This is a genomic window from Serratia sp. H402Y, assembly GCF_051172415.1.
GTDB lineage: Bacteria > Pseudomonadota > Gammaproteobacteria > Enterobacterales > Enterobacteriaceae > Serratia > Serratia ureilytica.
Genome location: NZ_JBPIYZ010000003.1, coordinates 119,473 through 134,589, shown reverse-complemented (window position 1 = coordinate 134,589; position 15,117 = coordinate 119,473). Strand labels below are relative to the sequence as shown.

At 59.3% G+C, this 15,117-nt stretch carries 19 protein-coding genes; 9 read left to right on the top strand and 10 right to left on the bottom strand.

Annotation, left to right across the window (positions count from 1 at the left end):
• Window positions 1–2 precede the first annotated feature (2 nt).
• The 8 genes from lptB to ACSBQS_RS17280 all read left to right on the top strand — a co-directional run bounded on the left by lptB (window position 3) and on the right by ACSBQS_RS17280 (window position 5,418).
• Complete coding sequence (lptB, locus tag ACSBQS_RS17315; RefSeq protein ID WP_004937040.1) at window positions 3–728, top strand: LPS export ABC transporter ATP-binding protein; 726 nt, start codon at window positions 3–5, stop codon at window positions 726–728.
• Window positions 729–780: 52 nt separating this feature from the next.
• A complete protein-coding gene (rpoN, locus tag ACSBQS_RS17310) occupies window positions 781–2,214 on the top strand; it encodes an RNA polymerase factor sigma-54 (protein ID WP_004937039.1) in 1,434 nt (477 codons plus the stop codon).
• A 23-nt stretch (window positions 2,215–2,237) separates the two neighbouring features.
• Entirely contained in the window at window positions 2,238–2,525 is a 288-nt protein-coding gene (hpf, locus tag ACSBQS_RS17305) for a ribosome hibernation promoting factor (RefSeq protein WP_004937038.1), read from the top strand.
• A 155-nt stretch (window positions 2,526–2,680) separates the two neighbouring features.
• Window positions 2,681–3,142, top strand: a complete 462-nt coding sequence (ptsN, locus tag ACSBQS_RS17300) for a PTS IIA-like nitrogen regulatory protein PtsN (RefSeq protein WP_016930212.1) — start codon at window positions 2,681–2,683, stop codon at window positions 3,140–3,142.
• A gap of 127 nt (window positions 3,143–3,269) precedes the next feature.
• Window positions 3,270–4,124, top strand: coding sequence for an RNase adapter RapZ (rapZ, locus tag ACSBQS_RS17295; RefSeq protein WP_015379177.1), 855 nt, complete (start codon window positions 3,270–3,272; stop codon window positions 4,122–4,124).
• A complete protein-coding gene (gene npr / locus ACSBQS_RS17290; RefSeq protein WP_004937034.1) occupies window positions 4,121–4,393 on the top strand; it encodes a PTS phosphocarrier protein NPr in 273 nt (90 codons plus the stop codon). Before rapZ ends, npr begins: the two co-directional genes overlap by 4 nt.
• 294 nt (window positions 4,394–4,687) lie before the next feature.
• A complete protein-coding gene (locus ACSBQS_RS17285; RefSeq protein ID WP_004937033.1) occupies window positions 4,688–4,999 on the top strand; it encodes a type II toxin-antitoxin system HigB family toxin in 312 nt (103 codons plus the stop codon).
• On the top strand, window positions 4,996–5,418 hold the full coding sequence (locus ACSBQS_RS17280) for a helix-turn-helix domain-containing protein (protein WP_033644489.1): 423 nt from the start codon (window positions 4,996–4,998) through the stop codon (window positions 5,416–5,418). Before ACSBQS_RS17285 ends, ACSBQS_RS17280 begins: the two co-directional genes overlap by 4 nt.
• Window positions 5,419–5,424: 6 nt before the next feature.
• Here ACSBQS_RS17280 and ACSBQS_RS17275 read toward each other — a convergent pair whose 3' ends face one another.
• The 10 genes from ACSBQS_RS17275 to ACSBQS_RS17230 form a co-directional block, all read right to left on the bottom strand.
• Window positions 5,425–7,341 carry a BglG family transcription antiterminator gene (locus ACSBQS_RS17275; protein ID WP_033644486.1) on the bottom strand — a complete coding sequence of 639 codons (1,917 nt, stop codon included), beginning with the start codon at window positions 7,339–7,341 and terminating at the stop codon, window positions 5,425–5,427.
• 51 nt (window positions 7,342–7,392) lie between these two features.
• On the bottom strand, window positions 7,393–8,607 hold the full coding sequence (locus ACSBQS_RS17270) for a lactonase family protein (RefSeq protein WP_233788328.1): 1,215 nt from the start codon (window positions 8,605–8,607) through the stop codon (window positions 7,393–7,395).
• 87 nt (window positions 8,608–8,694) lie between these two features.
• Window positions 8,695–9,435: a 2-dehydro-3-deoxy-phosphogluconate aldolase gene (gene dagF, locus ACSBQS_RS17265; protein ID WP_342164144.1), complete on the bottom strand. Its 741-nt coding sequence runs from the start codon at window positions 9,433–9,435 to the stop codon at window positions 8,695–8,697.
• Window positions 9,432–10,550 carry a DgaE family pyridoxal phosphate-dependent ammonia lyase gene (locus ACSBQS_RS17260; protein WP_042785440.1) on the bottom strand — a complete coding sequence of 373 codons (1,119 nt, stop codon included), beginning with the start codon at window positions 10,548–10,550 and terminating at the stop codon, window positions 9,432–9,434. Before ACSBQS_RS17260 ends, dagF begins: the two co-directional genes overlap by 4 nt.
• Complete coding sequence (locus ACSBQS_RS17255; RefSeq protein WP_342164142.1) at window positions 10,534–11,673, bottom strand: amidohydrolase/deacetylase family metallohydrolase; 1,140 nt, start codon at window positions 11,671–11,673, stop codon at window positions 10,534–10,536. Before ACSBQS_RS17255 ends, ACSBQS_RS17260 begins: the two co-directional genes overlap by 17 nt.
• A gap of 63 nt (window positions 11,674–11,736) precedes the next feature.
• Window positions 11,737–12,387: a DUF4310 family protein gene (locus tag ACSBQS_RS17250; RefSeq protein ID WP_004937013.1), complete on the bottom strand. Its 651-nt coding sequence runs from the start codon at window positions 12,385–12,387 to the stop codon at window positions 11,737–11,739.
• A gap of 11 nt (window positions 12,388–12,398) precedes the next feature.
• Complete coding sequence (locus ACSBQS_RS17245) at window positions 12,399–13,175, bottom strand: DUF4311 domain-containing protein (RefSeq protein WP_004937006.1); 777 nt, start codon at window positions 13,173–13,175, stop codon at window positions 12,399–12,401.
• A 30-nt stretch (window positions 13,176–13,205) separates the two neighbouring features.
• Entirely contained in the window at window positions 13,206–13,502 is a 297-nt protein-coding gene (locus tag ACSBQS_RS17240) for a DUF4312 family protein (protein WP_004937003.1), read from the bottom strand.
• Window positions 13,502–13,867 carry a glycine-rich SFCGS family protein gene (locus ACSBQS_RS17235; RefSeq protein ID WP_004937000.1) on the bottom strand — a complete coding sequence of 122 codons (366 nt, stop codon included), beginning with the start codon at window positions 13,865–13,867 and terminating at the stop codon, window positions 13,502–13,504. The genes ACSBQS_RS17240 and ACSBQS_RS17235 overlap by 1 nt, the downstream gene beginning before the upstream one ends.
• Before the next feature lie 36 nt (window positions 13,868–13,903).
• Window positions 13,904–14,230, bottom strand: a complete 327-nt coding sequence (locus ACSBQS_RS17230; protein ID WP_089192640.1) for a glycine dehydrogenase — start codon at window positions 14,228–14,230, stop codon at window positions 13,904–13,906.
• A 444-nt stretch (window positions 14,231–14,674) separates the two neighbouring features.
• On the opposite strand from ACSBQS_RS17230, the gene rnk reads away from it, so the two are divergent.
• Window positions 14,675–15,085, top strand: coding sequence for a nucleoside diphosphate kinase regulator (gene rnk / locus ACSBQS_RS17225; RefSeq protein ID WP_004936993.1), 411 nt, complete (start codon window positions 14,675–14,677; stop codon window positions 15,083–15,085).
• Window positions 15,086–15,117: the final 32 nt, after the last annotated feature.

The window sequence follows — 15,117 nt, the reverse complement described above, 5'->3', positions numbered from 1 at the left end:
TTATGGCAACACTCATCGCAGAAAACCTGGCGAAAGCCTACAAGGGCCGTAAAGTTGTCGAAGACGTCAGCCTGAAAGTGAAATCCGGCGAGATCGTCGGCCTGCTTGGCCCGAACGGCGCCGGTAAAACCACCACCTTCTACATGGTGGTCGGCATCGTGCCGCGCGACGCCGGGCGCATCGTGATCGACGAAGAAGACATCAGCCTGTTGCCGCTGCACGCCCGTGCGCGCCGCGGCATCGGTTACCTGCCGCAGGAAGCGTCGATCTTCCGCCGCCTGAGCGTGTACGACAACCTGATGGCGGTGTTGGAGATCCGTCCCGATCTCACCAGCGAACAGCGCGAAGACCGCGCCAAAGAGCTGATGGAAGAGTTCCATATCTCCCATCTGCGCGACAGCCTCGGCCAGGCGCTGTCCGGCGGTGAACGCCGCCGCGTCGAAATCGCCCGCGCGCTGGCGGCCAACCCGAAATTCATTCTGCTGGACGAACCCTTCGCCGGGGTGGATCCGATTTCCGTTATCGATATCAAGAAAATCATCGAGCACCTGCGTGACAGCGGCCTGGGCGTGCTGATCACCGACCACAACGTGCGCGAGACGCTGGACGTATGTGAACGCGCCTACATCGTCAGCCAGGGCAAACTGATTGCCCACGGCACGCCGGATGCTATTCTGGCCGACGAGCAGGTTAAACGCGTTTATCTGGGCGAAGAGTTCCGCCTCTAAGCGCCGGCGCGTCCTGCGGGACGACACCGTTAACGGAAGTAGACAGAAAACTATGAAGCAAGGTTTGCAACTCAGGCTCAGCCAACAGCTGGCCATGACACCTCAGCTCCAGCAGGCGATCCGCCTGCTGCAGTTGTCCACGCTTGAGCTTCAGCAAGAGATCCAGCTGGCGCTGGAGAGCAATCCGCTGCTTGAACAGACCGATCTGCACGACGAAATCGACGCCAAAGAAACCCAGGAGACCGAGGGGCTCGATACCCGCGAGGCCTTGGAGCAGAAAGACATGCCGGAAGAGCTGCCTCTGGACGCCACCTGGGATGAAATCTATACCGCGGGCACGCCGTCCGGCACCGGCACCGACTACAGCGACGACGAGCTGCCGGTCTATCAGGGCGAGACCACCCAAACGCTGCAGGATTATCTGATGTGGCAGGTGGATCTGACGCCGTTTTCCGATACCGACGCCGCCATCGCCACTTCCATCGTCGACGCGGTGGATGACACCGGCTATCTCACCGTCCCGCTGGAAGACATTCTGGAAAGCCTGGGCGACGAGAACGTGACCCTCGAGGAAGTCGAGGCGGTGCTGAAGCGCGTGCAGCGTTTTGATCCGATCGGCGTCGCCGCGCGCGATCTGCGCGATTGCCTGCTGGTGCAGCTCTCCCAATACGCCAAAGATACGCCTTATCTGGCCGAAGCGCGGCTGATCATCAGCGAGCATCTGGATCTGTTGGCCAACCACGACTTTCGCAGCCTGATGCGATCAACCCGGCTAAAAGAAGATACACTGAAAGAAGCGATGCTGCTGATTCAGTCGCTCGATCCGCGCCCGGGGCAGTCGATCAATACCGGCGAATCGGAATACGTCATTCCGGACGTGCTGGTGCGCAAGACGCAGAACAAATGGACGGTCGAGCTCAACGGCGACAGCGTGCCGCGTTTGAAGATCAATCAGCAGTACGCCGCGCTGGGCAACAGCGCCCGCAGCGAAGCCGACGGCCAGTTCATCCGCAGCAACCTGCAGGAAGCCAAGTGGCTGATTAAAAGCCTGGAGAGCCGCAACGAGACGTTGCTGAAGGTCACCCGCTGCATCGTCGATCAGCAGCAGGCGTTCTTCGAGCAAGGCGAAGAGTTTATGAAACCCATGGTGCTGGCGGATATCGCCCAGGCCGTGGAGATGCATGAATCGACGATCTCGCGCGTCACCACGCAGAAGTTTCTGCACAGCCCGCGCGGCATTTTCGAATTGAAATATTTCTTCTCCAGCCACGTGAATACCGACAGCGGCGGCGAAGCCTCCTCGACGGCGATCCGCGCGTTGGTGAAGAAATTGATTGCGGCGGAAAACCCCGCCAAACCACTCAGCGATAGCAAGCTGGCCACCCTGCTCGCCGATCAGGGGATCATCGTGGCCCGGCGCACCGTCGCCAAGTACCGAGAGTCTTTGTCCATCCCGCCGTCGAACCAGCGCAAACAGTTGGTTTGACCTCTATTGAGAAGGAAGACACTATGCAGCTCAACATTACCGGACACCACATCGAAATCACCGATCCGTTGCGCGAGTTCGTGAACAACAAGTTCGCCAAACTCGAACAGTATTTTGATCGCATCAATCAGGTGTATGTTGTATTAAGTGTGGAAAAAGTGCAGCAAATTGCGGAAGCAACGGTGCACGTGAATGGAGGCGAGTTGCACGCCACCTCGGAAGACGAGAATATGTATGCCGCAATTGATACGCTGATCGACAAATTGGCACGTCAATTGAACAAACATAAAGACAAATTGAAGCAACACTGACACCCTGACCCATTCCGTGAGGCGGCATCCATCGCCGCCTCTCCCTTCGGCGCGTGACCCGCATGGGTGACGCGCCGAACGGTAATCAGGGTCAAAACCGACGAAAAACCGCCTTGCCGGGTTCGCCCGGCGGCGCGGTTTTAAGTGAAGATGAGATGAACAACGAATATATGCAATTAAGCTCGGTGTTAAACATCGAGTGCACCAAAAGCTCGGTACACTGCACCAGCAAGAAGCGGGCTTTGGAAATTATCAGCGAACTGGCCGCCAAACAGCTCAATCTGCCTTCACAGGTGGTGTTTGACGCGGTTCTCACCCGGGAGCGCATGGGCAGCACCGGTATCGGCAACGGTATCGCCATTCCCCACGGCAAACTGGAAGAGGACACACTGCGGGCCGTTGGCGTGTTTATCCGTCTCGACCAACCCATCGCTTTCGACGCTATCGACAATCAGCCGGTCGACCTGCTGTTCGCGCTGCTGGTGCCTGCCGATCAGTGCAAAACCCATTTGCATACGCTGTCGCTGGTCGCCAAACGCCTGGCAGACAAAACCGTATGCCGCCGCCTGCGCGCCGCGCAGAGCGACGAAGAACTTTACCAAATCATCACCGAGTGATGCCCGGCCGGCGTGACTTCCAGCCCGGATAACGATACTGTTTTACGATGATGGATCCGGCTGCGGCCGGAATAACAAAGTTTAACGGTGGCGATGAACGCCGCCGCGATGCCAGGGGAGTTGCCACATGGTGCTGATGATTGTCAGCGGCCGTTCCGGTTCCGGAAAATCCGTCGCCTTGCGGGCGCTGGAAGACATGGGTTTTTACTGCGTTGACAACCTGCCGGTGGTTCTGCTGCCGCAGCTCGCCAATACGCTGGCGGAACGCAATATCTCCGCGGCGGTCAGCATCGACGTGCGCAACATGCCGGAATCGCCGGAAGTGTTCGAATACGCGATGACTCAGCTGCCGGACAGCTTCTCGCCGCAGTTGCTGTTCCTCGACGCCGATCGCAACACGCTGATCCGCCGTTACAGCGACACCCGCCGCCTGCACCCGCTCTCCAGCAAAAACCTGTCGCTGGAAAGCGCGATCGACGAAGAGAGCGATCTGCTCGAACCGCTGCGCTCGCGGGCTGACCTGATTATCGACACCTCGGAAATGTCGGTGCACGAACTGGCCGAAATGCTGCGCACCCGCCTGCTCGGCAAGCGCGAGCGCGAACTGACGATGGTGTTCGAATCCTTCGGCTTCAAGCACGGTATTCCTATCGACGCCGACTACGTGTTCGACGTGCGCTTCCTGCCTAACCCGCACTGGGATCCGAAGCTGCGGCCGATGACCGGTCTGGACAAGCCGGTAGCGTCGTTCCTCGATCGCCATACCGAAGTGCATAACTTCATTTACCAGACCCGCAGCTATCTGGAACAGTGGCTGCCGATGCTGGAAACCAACAACCGCAGCTACCTGACGGTCGCCATCGGCTGTACCGGCGGCAAACACCGTTCGGTGTACGTGGCGGAACAGCTGGCCGATTACTTCCGCTCGCGCGGCAAGAACGTGCAATCGCGCCACCGCACGCTGGAAAAGCGCAAACAATGACGGTCAAACAGACGGTTGAAATCAAAAACAAGCTGGGCATGCACGCGCGCCCGGCGATGAAACTGTTCGAACTGGTGCAAAGCTTCGACGCCGAAGTGATGCTGCGCAACGAAAGCGGCACCGAAGCCGAAGCCAGCAGCGTCATCGCGCTGCTGATGCTGGACTCCGCCCAGGGTCGGCACATCGAAGTCGAAGCGACCGGCCCCGATGAAGTCAACGCGCTGGCGGCGGTGGTCGAGCTGTTCAACTCCGGGTTTGATGAAGATTAGTCGCTGAGACTCTTCCCATGCGTCGCCTCGGCGCATGTGTTGCCTCCGCCCCTCCCATAGTGTAGCCCTCCCGTTTCTCATTTTGCGAATCCGCTTCCAGAATCAGCCGTAACCGCCTGTAAATTCACGTTATGGATTTACCCCCACCACGGTAATCGCAATAGTGTGTAACGCAAAAACAGACAACAGGCGGATGTTTCCCCACGCTTTGCTTGCGGGACAACAGAAAGTTTACAATTTGTGAACTTCACCGGCAGTCGCTATAATGTTCACCGGGTAGGAATCGAAGGAACGATGCATATCATTTCCAGGGAACCGTTCAATAACGCAACGAAGCAATATCCCAATGAAGCCACTGCTCTCGAGGCCATTTATAAAGCGTTGCGACGGGGTGAGTTCCGCACGCCGGACGAGTTAAAAGCGCTTTTTCCTTCGCTCGATCGTATGAAGTACAAAGAGAAATGGTGGGTCATTGACGTCGGCGGCAACCACCTGCGGATCTTGTTCTTTGCCAGCTTCGAGACACAGAAAGTCTTCATAAAGCATATCGTTAGCCACGCCGAATACGACAAGCTGATGCAGCACTATCGAAGGAGTTCGTCATGATTACAGATGCCATTAAGGCGGCCGATGCGCTACTGCGCGCCGTCCCCTTATTGCAGGGCAGCCACGCTCAGCAAGACTACCGAGAAGCGCTCGAATTGGTGGAATATCTGCTGGAAAACGATGAACGCCATCCGCTGATTGACATGTTGGCAAAAAAAATCGCCGAATATGAAGACAACAGCGCCGAATTTACCGCATTCAACCAGCGTATCGCCCAACTCCCGCAGGGGGTGGCCGCGCTTCGCGTATTGATGGAACAGCACCAACTCAGCCAAAGTGATTTTGAACATGAGATCGGCAAAAAGTCGTTGGTTAACCAAATCCTGAACGGCAAAAGATCGCTGACCATTCCGCACATTATGGCGCTGGCCAAACGCTTCAATCTGCCCCCAGCCCTGTTCCTGCCGGAAGCGGATTAATTCCCCTCAACTCCGGCTCAGGCAGTCCAGCGCCACCGCCTTAAAACTGTCGAAGCTGTCGCTGCCCAGCAGGCGGCTCATTGAGCGTTCACGCACGAAGGTGACGAACAGCTCATAGATCGCCATCGCCTCTTCATAGTCGCTCTTGCTGATCGCCAGCAGGAAAATCACGTGCGCGACCTCGCCCTCGCCCCAGGCGACGCCCTGCGGCGCCAGTAGCGTCACCACCACGGTCTTTTTCGCCAGCAGCCCCAGCGAGTGCGGCAGCGCGATGCCTTCGCCCAGCAGCGTGGAGACGATCGCCTCGCGTTCGACCACCGACGGATAAAAGTCCGCGCCGACGTACCCTTCCCGCTCCAGCTGGCCGCACACCCGGCTGAACAGTTCCGCCTGCGTCAGCGGCTCGTTGAGCACCATGAAATGCTCGGCGTCGAAGAACTTCTCCAGCATGTACGGTCGGGTGCGATCCACCAGCACCAGTTTGCCCAGTTGCTCCAGCTGATAATCGGTCGGGAACGGCGACATCACCACTACCGGCTTGTTCTTTTCGCCGATGCGGGCGTTGGAAATCACGAAGTCTTCGTCGATGTGCGCGAGCATCTCATAATCGCGCAGCGAGACGATGCGCGTCATCACCAGCTGCGGGTACTTGCGCGCAATCTGCGCCTGGATCATGCGCACCGTCGAGTTGCCGGTGTCGCACACCAGCATCACCTGCGGGTGGCGTTCATAACCGATGTTGTAATGCCGCTCCAGCCCCACGCCGATGTGCAGCACCAGATAACCGATTTCGTTCTCGCTCAGCGTATAAGGCGTGTACTTGCCCCAGCTGGAGACCGCCGCCAGCGTCACGTCGTAAGCCATCGGATAGTGCTGCTTGATGTTGGCCAACAGCGGATTGGGGATGTTGATCTGGTATTTCACCCGCGTAATCATGGTCTTGATATGGGTAAGCAGATCGGCCCGCAGCTGCTCGTCGCCCTGCAGGTTGTAGTTATAGTGTGCGTTGATGTAGGAAAGAATGTAGTCCACCAGCGCTTCTTCATCGTCGGCGTTGATTTCGGTCGGCTGCACGTCCTGCACGCGGCGCGCGGCGATGTTGACCCGCAGATAGGCCTCTTCGGCCATCGAGATCTCTTTGCCGGAGGCCGCACGCAGCTCCGCCGCCAGGCGGGTCGACACCTGGCGCACCGCCTCGTCGCCGTCCTCCACCTCGAAGTCCGACAGCGGATAGCCATCGTTGATGCGCCGCAGCGCCACCGCACAGTAGAAAATCAGGTACTGCTCGCCCTCGTCGGTCAGGCGAATGGCATATTGCGACAGCAGCGGGTGCAGCAATCCGGCGAACGCCGCCACCTGCGGCTGCAGCAGGATCTCGTTGTTGAGCAGCGGGTTCTCGGCGTCGGCCAACTGCAGCTGGAACAGCAGGTCGGTCAGGCAGGCGCGGATCGCCATCTCCGCACCGAACAGCTTCATGCCGTAGCGCGGCTTGGTTTCGATCGTCAATTGATAGTGCGCCAGACGCTCTCTCACCTCAGCCATGTCGTTTTGCAGCGTGCCGCGGCTGACGAACCACTCGTCAGCCAAATCTTCCAGTTTAAGGGAGAAGGCTGAGGTCAAAAAACGCACCAGCAGATAATGCACTCGCTCCTGCGCGCTGCGCGGGGTGGCGTGTTTGCGGCGCTCCTGATGCTGCAGGGCGCTGAACAGCGCGGCATTATCGACCTGCAAACGATAGCCGGCCCCGCGGCTATGCACGAAGCGCGCGCCATATTTGTCCAGGATCTCGTTCAGCGCGGTGATATCCGCCCGCACCGTGCGGGTGGACACGGCGAAACGCTTCGCCAGCTCATCCTGCGGCAAAGTCTCGGTTTGCAAAGCATCGAACAAGTAAGCCAAACGCGGGTAAGGAAATCGCACCATTCTGTGTCCGTCAATCAGGTGGCCCACCCGACGAACCGGGCGGGCCACGGGTTACTTCGGCGGCGGCAGAAACGTCATTTGCGAGGGGCTGCCGATCGGCAGATAGCCGCCCACAAAGCTGAGCTTGCCGTCCGTCGGGTTGACGCTGAAGCGGGTGACGTTATCGCTGCGCTGGTTCAACGCATACAGATAGCGGCCATCCAAGCTCAGCGCCAGCGAACGCGGATAATCGCCGCGGGTCCAGGTTTCCGCCACCGGTTTCAACTCACCGCGAGCGCCCACGCTGAACTGGGCAATGCTGTTATGCAGCCGGTTGGCGACGTACAGCGTGTCGCCGTTCTTGCTGAGCGCCAACCCCGAAGCGAAGCTGGTGCCCTGATAGTCGGCGGGCAGCGCGGAAACCGCATGCAGTTGTTTCAGAGTACCTTTTTGGCGATCAAAACGGTAGCTGGTCAACGTCGAGGCCTCTTCGTTCACCAGCAGCACGGTTTCGCCGTCCGGATGGAACACAAAGTGACGCGGCCCCGCGCCGGCGGAAGAGGCGGCGATCCACGGCGGATCGTTCGGCGTCAGCCGGCCGCTCGCGGCGTCAAAGCGCCATTGGTAGATGCGATCCAATCCCAGATCGGTGGAGAACACGAACTTGCCGCTCGGATCGCTGGCGATCATATGGGCATGCGGGCCGTTGTGATCGCTGACGGCGAAGCTGCCGTTCACCGCCGCCGCCGGTTTGGCCGCGCCCGCCGGGCCCTGTTGCTGCTGCACCGAGCTGGCGGCGCCCAGGCTGCCGTCCGCTTCAATCGGGAAGACCGCCACGCTGCCGCTGACGTAGTTCGCCACCAGCAGATGCTGCCCGTCCGGCGTCGAGGTGAGATACACCGGCCCCGCCCCCTGCGAATCCACCTGGTTGAGCTGAGTCAGTGCGCCATCGGCCGGATTGATCCGGTAGGCGGTGATGCCGCCGTGCTTGCCGCCGTTGAAATCGGCCACTTCGCTGGCGACATACAGCGTCTTGCCATCAGCGCCCAGCGTCAGCTGCGCCGGATTCGGCACGTTGCTGACCAGCGTAACCTGGCTCAACGCGCCGCTGGCCGGATCGACCCGCACTCGGTAAACGCCTTCGCCGTTGGGATTGTAGGTGCCGATATAGGCAAAATGAGATGACGTGGAGTTCATTGCATCCTCAGCATGCAGCGTCGGGCCGGTCACGGCCAGCAGCGCTATAAACAACGCGGTGCGTCGGGTTGGAGCCTGCCAGTTTCGCATAGTAGTCCTCAATATAGGTAACGGCGCGGCATGCCGCGCCACGGGAAAACCTTCGCCTCCCAGCGTTTACCTCATCCCATTACGCGTTCAACCCACCAGCTTTTTGGTCATCGCCAGCAGGGCTTTCACGTCCTGCGGACGCGTATCGCCGCTGGTGGCGTCGATGATCGAGCTGTAGATATGCGGGATCACGCGTTTCACGCCGGCCGCCAGCGCGATCTCGACGATCGGCTCAAAGTTCTCCAGATCGATACCGCCGGTCGGCTCCAGCATGAAGTCATGCTCGGCGCAGGCCTTGGCTACGTACTGGTACTCGTCCTTGCACTTCAGGCCGCCCATCGGGAAATACTTGATGGAGCTGCCGCCCATGTCTTTCAGCAGGGCGATGGCGGTTTCCACCGGCACGATGCCGTCCGGCGCCGCGGCGCTTAATGGGCCGGTAGAGATCTTCACCCAACCGACGCGGCCGGTCGGCGACACCAAGCCGTTGACCACGCTGTCGTTCTGGCCCAGCAGCGCGCGGCTGGCGCCGACGCCGGTGAACACCTGGTTAACGTGCTGCGGCTGCACCTGCTGAGCGATCAGGCTGACCATCGCCGACTGCTTCGGATCGCCGGCGCCCAGGCCGACCGAGAGCGCGTTTTCGATCAGGCGCGCATAGCGCAGCATGTCGGTCACCGCGCTGTCGACGTCCGGGTAGTTCTTGGAGAGCACGCCCACCAGCACATGGCCTTCCGCCGCGGCGTAGATGTCCTGCGCGTTGGCTTTGGAGCCGGCCAGCACGTTCAGGCAGACGCAGTCGCGATAGTAGTTAGGCTGCAGCTTCATGCTTGTTTCTCCGTAAACAGATTTTTGATACAGGTAAAGACGGTCATCAGTTGCCGCTCGTCGACGCTGCGCACGTCGACCTCAATCTTGCCCTCGTTGGCCTTGTAGCCGCGGAAGTAGATGGCGATATCGCCGGTTTTCAGCGCCTGGACGATGTCATAAGTCGACCGCCCCAGCACCGCTTCGTCAAAGGCGATCTCGGCGCGGGCGATATCGCGGCCGGCGCTGTCCCAGACGGTCCTGGCGCTGACGCCGGTCAGGGTGTTGAGGCTGTCGAGGAACGGCGTCATCCGCTCCACCATCTGTTGCCCGGTGGTTTTCTCAAGCGTCAGATAGCTTTCAATCGCTTGGGTCAGGCCGAGGATGCCCTCTTTGCCGACCTTCATCGCCCGGCCGATGCCGCCGGATTGCAACTTCACCCACTCGACGTACTGTTTCTTGCCGATCACGAGACCGCTGGTCGGCCCCTCGATGGCTTTGGCGCCGCTGTAGATCACCAGATCGGCCCCCATCTGGTAATAACACATCAGATCTTCTTCCGCCGCGGCGTCGACGATCAGCGGCAGGTTATGTTTGCGCGCCACCACCGCCGCCTGCTCGACGGACAGAATGCTTTTCTGCACGCAGTGGTGCGATTTGACGTACAGGATCGCCGCAGTCTGCGGCGTGATGCAGGCTTCAATCTGCTCCGGCGAACATTCGTTGGCGTACCCCGCCTCCACCACCTTGCCGCCGCCCAGCGCCACCATGGTGTCCACCGGCGCGCCGAAGTTGACGTTGTGACCGCGCGGCAGCACGATCTCGCGCGGCACGGCGATCGGCGCCGAATGCAGGTTCACCAGCAGATTGGCGTTATCTTTAACGATCACCGCCGCCACCGACTGGGCGATGCCCGCCGAGGCGCAGGAGACGATCACCGCATCCTCCACGTTGAGCAGATCGGCGATGTAGGCGCCGGTCTTGTTGACCAGATCCTTGATTTCGAAATAGTGGTTCAGGCCGTAATCAACGGCGTCGATCACGTCCTGGCGCGGCGTGGAAACGCCGAGAATGGTCATGCGGCCGGAGGTGTTGATCACCTGCTTCAAACCGTATTTTTCATAAATCGAAGACATGGCTTGCCTCCCCTTGTTCGGTTAATAGGATTTCCCCGGCCACCACCGCGGCCAGCGGCACCAGCAGCCGTTCGCCCTCGGCGGTTTGCCCTTCGGCGTCGGCGAATACCTGTGGTTCGCGGCGCAGCTCAAACAGCGTGAAATCGGCGTCATAGCCCGGCTCCAGCCGCCCTTTGCCGCTCAGCTGCAGCGCCGACGCGGCGTTCTCCGTCACGCAGGCGATCACCTGCGGCAGCGTCAGGCCGACGCTGAAGAATTTGGACATCACCGTCGCCAGGCTGTGCACCGGCCCGTTCATGCGGTTGCGGCAGTAAATATCGGAGCTGATGGTGTGCGGCAAAATGCCCAGTTTGACCGCCTGGCGCGCCACCTCGAAGCTGAAGCTGGCGGTGCCGTGCCCTACGTCGAGCAATACGCCGCGCCGCAGCGCGCGCTGGATAGACTCGCGCAGCGTGCCCGCCGGCGTCAGAATGCGGTTCGGTTTGCCGTTGTAGCAGTGGGTGATGATGTCGCCACGGGTCAGCAGATCGGCGATGTCGTCCAGATCCGGCGGGTTGTTGCCGATATGCACCATCAGCGGCAACTGGCGGTTTTCCTGCTGGATCTCTTTGGCCAACACCAGCGGGCGAGTGCCGTTCTTGCCCACCACGCTGCTGCTCATGCGCGCCTTGATGCCGATGATGAAACCGGGATGGTTGGCGATAGCCTGGCCGGCCTCGCGCTTGTCGATGTCCGTCAACTCCGCCAGCTCGTTCTGCCGCAGCAGGCCGATGCGCGAGATATTGAGGAAGGCGAAAACGTTGGTTTTGGCGCTGCGCGTCAGCTGATAAAAGGCGTCGATATCGTCGGCACCGGCGCTGCCGGCATCGACCACGCTGGTGACGCCGCTGGCGACGCCGACCCGATCCGGCTCGTCATGGTAGATCGGCGATTCGGGATAGCAGTGCACGTGCGCATCGATCCAACCGGCACTCAGGCGGCAGTTGCCCGCCAGATCCAGCTGGCGAACGGCGCTGACGTCCGCCGCCAACCGCCCCACCGAGGCTATTTTGCCGTCTTTCACCGCCAGATCGATCAGCGTATCGTCCGCCAGTCTGGCGCCTCTGATTACTAAGTCATACATACCGCATTGCTCCTGTTAGCCCGGGCGCCGCCGCAGCATCGGGCGGCGCCTGGCGCAGGCCTCTTAAGAAATGGCTACCGGGAAGATCGCCCCCAGGATCATCGCGCCGAGGATCGCTCCGCCGGTGATCGGTTTACCCCAGATATAGAACAGCAGCGCGCCGAGCAACGAACCGATGCCGATCGGGATCGAGGCAGTCATTGCCGACAGGATGATCAACGGCCCAAGGAAGCGGCCCGAGGAGTTGCCCGCGCCCATCATCACGTCAGCCCCGTAGGTGGAGTTGCTCTGATTGATGGTGAATTTGCGCGCCAGAATGATCACATAACCGATCGCCAGGCCGATGATCAGGCCGGTAGCCAGCGAAGCGGCGAAGTTGGCGACCGGGAACACGATGCCGGCCCCCAAAAGCAGCGCCGGTACGCCCAGCCCGACGCCGGTCTGGATCGCGCCGCCGATGTCGAGGATGCCCACCAGTGAACCTTCGATGATGCGCGCGAACAGGAAGCTGGCGCCGAACGCCGCCACCGCGCCGTACACGCCGGTATCCATCCCCGCCCGCAGCATGGAGACGAAGGCCACTTCGTTAAAGGCGCCGATGCCGTACAGGTAGTACATGTGCGTCCCGGCGAACACGCCGGAGGACAGCAGGCCAACAAAAATCGGGAATGACCAGTCGGCGTACCAGAAGCCTTTTTGGGTTTGCTCTTCCATCATCCCGCTCCTTATTTACCGCTCAGGGTGTTGTGAATGGCGTCCAGCCAGCCCGGCACGCCGAGGCTGAAGGACTCGAGAACTTTCATGTCGAAGCCGCGGAAGAAGCCGCTCAGCACGAACAGCAGCACGATCACCGCCATCATGATCTTGGTGATTTTGTTCCAGCCGCTCTCTTCCACGCCTTTGCCGATCAGAATGCCCAGCACCAGGCCCGGTACGGCGTTGCCCATGATCAGCTGCGCCAGGCCGCCGAAAATGGTGCCCCAGAAGCCGGAACGGCGCCCGGCGTCGATCGCCGCCAGCCAGAAGATCACCGGCATCACGGTGTTCACCAGCAGGTTGGCCGCCGGCACCAGCACCTTGATCGCGGTGACCTGCAGCGCGGCAGGCACGGCGGAAGCGGTGGTATTGAGGAAGGCCACCACCAGCATGCCGATGATGCCGCAGGCGATGGCCATTTTTTTCGGATCGTGCAGCGTTTGCGCCAGATTGCGGTTCTTGACCATCAGGGCCGCCGCGCCCCAGTGCGGGATGATGCGGTGATCGACATCCTGCGTGAAGGAGCCCGCCGCCACGGAAGACGCCCAGGCGTTGAAGAAGAAGCCCAGACCGAATGAGAAGTGGGAAGCCGGATCGCCCTCGCAGGAGTTCAGCTCGCCCAGGGTGCGAAACGCCCCCATGCCCTGTGTTGTCGGCGCGTGGAACATGCGTGCGGCGCCGGCCCCTACGCCGACCCCCACCAGCCCACCGATAATAATCGATTTAAATAAGATGATTAAAAACATCAGTATACCCTTTCATTTATGCTAACGTTTTTATTTCGTGACGAAGACAACCTTCTCGGTATTGATAATGGTTACGTTCACGGTTATTTCCAGAGAAACGGCATAGCTCTTTCTTTCACGCGGCAAAAAGAAGAAAAGAAATTTCTCTTTTGTTATTTTCTCTTCCGCTTTCACCACGCTGACGTCCTGCGGCTCGATGCGCAGCAGAATATTGTTGGTGGACTTTAATACCGCGCCCTGCACATTAGCCAAGGCGGAAGCAAAAGCTTTCGCTTTGCTGTCGCCTTTACCCTCCACCTTTACCGATGTGGTATATTGCTCTTTCATTATGGGTTGCCATGTTTTTTGACGTAGGCTTCCACCAGTTTCTGGCCCAGCTCTTCTTTATCCATAAAGCCGAACCCCAGCACGTTGCAGCCTTCGTTAATTGCCGTCACGCCCTCTTCCACCGAACGCATGCCGTATTTGGCTTTGTAGCCGTATTTGGTTTGCGCGGTAATCGCGCCGGCGCCGCCGCTGCCGCAAAAAGAGATGCCCAGCTGCGCGTTTTCCGCTTTCATGACGTCGCCCAGCTTCATATCCGCCGCCACGCCGGGGATAACCACCGCTTTTCCGCCTGCGTTTTCAACGCCCTGGCCGACTTTTTGCCCTTTTCCCAAACGATCGCCGATCACTACGGTAATTTGACCCATGGTATATTCTCCTGATTGAAATCGATGCGTTAACCGCTATGCGTTATTATCTTTCGCCACTTCGAAGTGCACTGAAAGCAAATAGGCTTCTTCGATAGGCAATGTGCCAAACTGATCCACCACGCGCTCCGCCATTTGCATGGACTCGGCGGAAATTTCGTCGAACAGTGATTTATCCACCTCCGGCAACGGCTCACCGGTTATTGAGCGCAGCACCATGGCGCGAATATGCGATTCCAGCATCTGTTGCTGCACCGCATTGGTATAAATATTCTCAGCATTCAGCATCGCGGTAATATCCGCCAGCACCCGAGCGGTGATCTCACCGGCTTCGCTGATATCGGATTGTTCAATTTCTTTTATCGAAGCAGATCCATCATTCACTTTTCAGTACCCCTAGATCCCACATTAATCAGTAAGCCGTAAAGCGCATCACCTGAATAATCCGCTTTCTGTGATGTCTTTACCCTACCCCCGGTAAGATTTTCTGTGGAGACCGGTTTTTTCCAGTTCGAAGTGGAAATCGAATGACGCGCGGAGATCCATTTCGCAAAACGGCGTTAAGGCGAAAAAGTAAATGAGATAACAATTACATAACCCGGCTAACGGTTTTTTTTGCCTCGATTGACGATAAAAGCCTTCGTGATCGGGATCTCTTTCTTTTCTCGCCCCAACCGCCTACTATCAATGGGACAAATCGACATTACCCACACCCCCGCTCCTCTGGCGCGGGGGTGTTGCTTTGTGTTGTTTTTCCGAATTTATGGGTGCACAGACTGGCGCCCTTTGATTTGACTGGAGAGTGGAATGACCAAACCCATCATTACTATTAATGAGCTGGATGCGGAACGCCTGGATGCGCTATTGGAACAACCGGCCTTTGCCAACACCGACGTCGCCGCCGCGCTGAACGACGAGTTGGATCGCGCGGAAATCCTGCCGCCGGAGAAAATGCCGGCCAACGTGGTGACCATGAACAGCCGCGTGCGTTTTCGCGATCTGCACACCGATGAAGAGCACGTGCGCACGCTGGTTTACCCAGCCTCGCTGAAAGACAGCCACGATCAGCTGTCGGTGATGGCGCCGCTGGGCGCAGCGCTGCTCGGCATGCACGTCGGCAAGCAGATCTCCTGGCAATTGCCGAACGGTGAAGAAGCGCGGATTGAAGTGCTGGAATTGCTGTACCAGCCGGAAGCGGCGGGCGAATACCACCGTTAAGCGGTTCTCAGGGCGGCATCCGGCCGCCCTTT

Coding starts and splice junctions, on each gene's coding strand:
- npr (WP_004937034.1), top strand. CDS start 4,121: ATGACGGTCAAACAGACGGTTGAAATCAAAAACAAGCTGGGCATGCAC.
- ACSBQS_RS17250 (WP_004937013.1), bottom strand. CDS start 12,387: ATGGAAGAGCAAACCCAAAAAGGCTTCTGGTACGCCGACTGGTCATTC.
- ACSBQS_RS17255 (WP_342164142.1), bottom strand. CDS start 11,673: ATGTATGACTTAGTAATCAGAGGCGCCAGACTGGCGGACGATACGCTG.
- ACSBQS_RS17240 (WP_004937003.1), bottom strand. CDS start 13,502: ATGAAAGAGCAATATACCACATCGGTAAAGGTGGAGGGTAAAGGCGAC.
- rapZ (WP_015379177.1), top strand. CDS start 3,270: ATGGTGCTGATGATTGTCAGCGGCCGTTCCGGTTCCGGAAAATCCGTC.
- hpf (WP_004937038.1), top strand. CDS start 2,238: ATGCAGCTCAACATTACCGGACACCACATCGAAATCACCGATCCGTTG.
- ACSBQS_RS17260 (WP_042785440.1), bottom strand. CDS start 10,550: ATGTCTTCGATTTATGAAAAATACGGTTTGAAGCAGGTGATCAACACC.
- lptB (WP_004937040.1), top strand. CDS start 3: ATGGCAACACTCATCGCAGAAAACCTGGCGAAAGCCTACAAGGGCCGT.
- ptsN (WP_016930212.1), top strand. CDS start 2,681: ATGAACAACGAATATATGCAATTAAGCTCGGTGTTAAACATCGAGTGC.
- dagF (WP_342164144.1), bottom strand. CDS start 9,435: ATGAAGCTGCAGCCTAACTACTATCGCGACTGCGTCTGCCTGAACGTG.
- ACSBQS_RS17285 (WP_004937033.1), top strand. CDS start 4,688: ATGCATATCATTTCCAGGGAACCGTTCAATAACGCAACGAAGCAATAT.
- rnk (WP_004936993.1), top strand. CDS start 14,675: ATGACCAAACCCATCATTACTATTAATGAGCTGGATGCGGAACGCCTG.
- ACSBQS_RS17280 (WP_033644489.1), top strand. CDS start 4,996: ATGATTACAGATGCCATTAAGGCGGCCGATGCGCTACTGCGCGCCGTC.
- rpoN (WP_004937039.1), top strand. CDS start 781: ATGAAGCAAGGTTTGCAACTCAGGCTCAGCCAACAGCTGGCCATGACA.
- ACSBQS_RS17275 (WP_033644486.1), bottom strand. CDS start 7,341: ATGGTGCGATTTCCTTACCCGCGTTTGGCTTACTTGTTCGATGCTTTG.
- ACSBQS_RS17235 (WP_004937000.1), bottom strand. CDS start 13,867: ATGGGTCAAATTACCGTAGTGATCGGCGATCGTTTGGGAAAAGGGCAA.
- ACSBQS_RS17270 (WP_233788328.1), bottom strand. CDS start 8,607: ATGCGAAACTGGCAGGCTCCAACCCGACGCACCGCGTTGTTTATAGCG.
- ACSBQS_RS17245 (WP_004937006.1), bottom strand. CDS start 13,175: ATGTTTTTAATCATCTTATTTAAATCGATTATTATCGGTGGGCTGGTG.